Source organism: Saccharomonospora halophila 8 (assembly GCF_000383775.1).
Taxonomy (GTDB): domain Bacteria; phylum Actinomycetota; class Actinomycetes; order Mycobacteriales; family Pseudonocardiaceae; genus Saccharomonospora; species Saccharomonospora halophila.
Genome location: NZ_KB912507.1, coordinates 19,947 through 22,757, shown reverse-complemented (window position 1 = coordinate 22,757; position 2,811 = coordinate 19,947). Strand labels below are relative to the sequence as shown.

The following is a 2,811-nucleotide window of genomic DNA, read 5'->3' as shown; positions in this document are numbered from 1 at the left end:
GCCACGGCCGCCACGGCCGTGAGCGCGAACACCAACCGCGCGTCGGTGACCGCCGCGGCGACCGGGTCGCTCCCCGCCAGCGCGCGCGGGAGGCCGAACAGGGACATCACCGGGCCGTACGGCGTGTAGTCGTAGACACCCGGGTCGTCGAGTGCGGCGGTGTCGGCGTACGGCGTTCCGGTCTCCAGCAACCGCTGCGCCGAGCGCTCGATCACCCACACCTCGGGCTGGGCGTTCCACACATTCGGGTCGCCCGCCCAGTCGCCGCCCGTGATCCCGCGGCGGATGACGAGCGTGACCAACGGCGCCAGCATGCCCACGGCCGCCACCAGGCCGACGCCGACCCACCGGGACCACACGGCCGGAACGGGTGGGAACCGGTCGACCGGCAGGCGGGTGCGGGTCCGGAGGGCGAGCACCGACAGCGTGGTGTGCAGCAACGCGAGCGTGTAGGTGGCGGTGGCGAACGCCCCCCAGACACGGAAGCCGAGGTGCTTGTCGGTGAGCGCCAGTACGAGTGCGTAGACCGCGCAGCCCAGGTACAACGCGCCGTCCAGGCACAACGGCCGGACGCCCCTCCCGCGCCCCGTCCCGCCGACCGCCGGTGTTTCCATGGCGCCCGAGACTACGCGAGCGCACGGTGACCGTTGTGGGAAACCGAGGGGACCGGCGTCGGTACCTCGCGGGCCACCGGCCCGTCACTGTCGGTACCGGGCGGCAGAATGCGGGGCGCACGGTCGCGGCGGCGGTGCCTGCGGTGCCTGCGGTGCCCTGCCGGACGCGACGGCGATGACGGGCGGCCCGGGTCGGGTCCGGGAAGGGGTTGCTGGTGGACAACACATGGTCGCTGCTGCGTGGCGCGATGAACGCGGCAGAGACGCCCACGGGTCTGCGTGCGGGGACGGTGCGCCGGGTCGCCCGGTTCGCCCGGCCGCACTGGCGCAGGCTCGCGGTGTTCGGCGTCCTGACCGTGGTCTCCGCCGTGCTGGCGGTGAGTACGCCCCTGCTGGCCGGGCGGGTGGTCGACGTCATCGTGGGGGACGGTGCGGCGACCACGGTCGTGTGGCTGGCACTGCTCATCGCGGGTATCGCCGTCGCCGACGCGGGCGTGGGGCTGGCGGAGCGGTGGCAGTCCGCGCACATCGGGGAGGGGCTGATCTTCGACCTGCGCCGGGCGGTGTTCGAGCACGTCCAGCGGATGCCGGTCGCGTTCTTCGCGCGCAGCCGCACCGGCGCACTGGTGAGCAGGCTGAACAACGACGTCATCGGGGCCCAGCGCACCTTCACCGCCACGCTGTCCGGGCTGGTCACCAACGTGGTGCAGCTACTGCTGTCGTTCGCCGTGATGGTGACCCTCTCCTGGCAGGTGACGCTGCTGGCGCTGGCGCTGCTGCCGGTGTTCGTGCTGCCCGCGCGGCGGATCGGCAGGCGCATGGCAGCGCTGCAGCACGAGGCGGCCGGGCTCAACGCCTCGATGACCGACCAGATGACCGAACGGTTCTCCGCTCCCGGCGCGACCCTGGTGAAGCTGTTCGGCAGGCCGGGCGTCGAGGTGGACGAGTTCGGTGCCCGGGCGGGCCGGGTCCGCGACATCGGGGTACGGACCGCGATGCTGACCCGGTGGTTCATGACCAACCTCACGCTGGTCTCCGCGCTGGCCCAGGCCCTGGTCTACGGGCTGGGCGGCTGGCTGGCGTTGCGCGGCACCCTGGACGCGGGCACCGTGGTCTCCCTGGCCCTGCTGCTGACCCGCCTCTACACCCCGCTGACCGCGCTGGCCAACGTGCGCGTCGACGTGATGACCGCACTGGTGTCGTTCGAGCGGATCTTCGAGGTGCTCGATCTGCGGCCGATGCTCACCGAGAGCGATCGGCCCACACCACTGCCCGAGGGTGGGGTCTCCCTGGAGTTCGACGACGTCCGGTTCGCCTACCCGTCCGCGGAGCGGTACTCCCTCGCCTCGCTGGAGGAGGTCGCCGTGGTCGACGACCGCGGTGGTGAGCAGGTGCTGCACGGGATCGACTTCCGCGTCGAACCGGGACGGATGGTGGCGCTGGTCGGCTCGTCGGGGGCGGGCAAGTCCACCATCGCGGCGCTGGTGCCCCGGTTGTACGACCCGGATTCCGGCAGCGTGCGGTTGTCCGGGGTGGATGTCCGGGACCTCTCCTTCGCGACCGTGCGCGGGACCGTCGGCCTGGTGACCCAGGACGGACACCTGTTCCACGACACCATCCGGGCCAATCTGACCTACGCCGCGCCGGCGGCGGACGAGGCCGACATCTGGGACGCGCTCGGCCGTGCGCGGCTGGAGCCGTTGGTCCGGTCCCTGCCGGACGGGCTGGACACCGTCGTCGGCGAGCGCGGATACCGGTTGTCCGGGGGTGAGCGGCAACGGCTGACCATCGCGCGGTTGCTGCTGGCGCGACCGCGGGTGGTGGTACTGGACGAGGCCACCGCGCACCTCGACTCGGAATCCGAGGCCGCGGTGGGGGCGGCACTGGCCGACGCGCTGCGGGGCCGCACGGCGATCGTGATCGCGCACCGGCTGTCGACCGTGCGCGCCGCCGACGAGATCCTCGTGGTGGAGCAGGGCCATATCGTGGAACGCGGAGACCACTCCGAACTGCTGGAGCACGACGGCCGCTACGCGGAGCTGCACCGGACGCAGTTCGCCACCGGGACCGAACGGTCGATGGCGTGACCGCGCCGGGCACGCCGACACCGGCCACGGGGTCACCGGCAGGCACCCCGGCACCGGGTGGCCCCGGACCCCACCCCGGCCCCGGACCGTGGCTGTCGACGTGGCCGACG

At 72.9% G+C, this 2,811-nt stretch carries 1 protein-coding gene and 1 pseudogene; one reads left to right on the top strand and one right to left on the bottom strand.

What is annotated here, in order from left to right; translation table 11 throughout:
* Positions 1-614 (bottom strand): annotated as a pseudogene (locus SACHA_RS20720) (hypothetical protein); the annotation flags it as partial.
* A 215-nt stretch (positions 615-829) separates the two neighbouring features.
* Here SACHA_RS20720 and SACHA_RS0106965 point away from each other — a divergent pair.
* Positions 830-2,701 carry an ABC transporter ATP-binding protein gene (locus tag SACHA_RS0106965; RefSeq protein WP_019808283.1) on the top strand — a complete coding sequence of 624 codons (1,872 nt, stop codon included), beginning with the start codon at positions 830-832 and terminating at the stop codon, positions 2,699-2,701.
* Positions 2,702-2,811 lie beyond the last annotated feature (110 nt).